This is a genomic window from Vibrio sp. OPT46, from assembly GCF_015163535.1.
GTDB classification, from domain to species: domain Bacteria; phylum Pseudomonadota; class Gammaproteobacteria; order Enterobacterales; family Vibrionaceae; genus Vibrio; species Vibrio alginolyticus.
In genome coordinates this window covers 167,400-167,953 of record NZ_JADDYG010000824.1, presented here as the reverse complement: position 1 = coordinate 167,953, position 554 = coordinate 167,400, and the positions used below count along the sequence as shown (strand labels likewise).

The 554-nt window shown below is 48.9% G+C and carries 2 pseudogenes; one reads left to right on the top strand and one right to left on the bottom strand.

From position 1 onward, the window contains the following. Nucleotides 1-139 (top strand): annotated as a pseudogene (locus tag IQR33_RS34795) (keto-hydroxyglutarate-aldolase/keto-deoxy-phosphogluconate aldolase); the annotation flags it as partial. Between the two features lie 105 nt (nucleotides 140-244). Here IQR33_RS34795 and IQR33_RS28845 read toward each other — a convergent pair. Beyond that, a pseudogene (locus IQR33_RS28845) lies at nucleotides 245-554 on the bottom strand (purine-nucleoside phosphorylase); the annotation flags it as partial.

Here is a 554-nt window from a genome sequence, read left to right as displayed (position 1 = left end):
CGTGAGCCCATCCAACGTGGAAGATTACCTAGCGCTGAAATCGGTTGTAGCTTGTGGCGGTACGTGGATGGTGCCAACCGCAATGATGGACAACGGCGATTGGGAAGGCATTGCTGAATTGGTTCGCGCAGTTAAGTAAAACGCACAAACGGCTCCGAAATACCCCCGAACGTTAGAAAAAGTGATACGAAAAAGGGTCATCAAGTTACTTGATGACCCTTTTGCTTTTTGGAATGAAACAGCTTTAGAAGTGATGCTTAATAAAGCGCTTAATAAAGCGAATGAAATCTGCTTCGGCTAGCTTCGCGCACTTCAATGTTTGGGCGTGAGACAATTCTACATCTCCCAAGCCTTCTGCCATGTTGGTGATCGCACACACTGCCAATACGGGTAAGCCGCAATGCGCCGCAGAAATCACTTCTGGCACGACCGACATGCCCACCACATCACCACCGATGATTTGCATCATGCGGATTTCGGCTGCGGTCTCAAAGTTGGGGCCTGTGTAAGAGACAAACACACCTTCATTCAGGTGAATGCCATTGGCTTTTCCG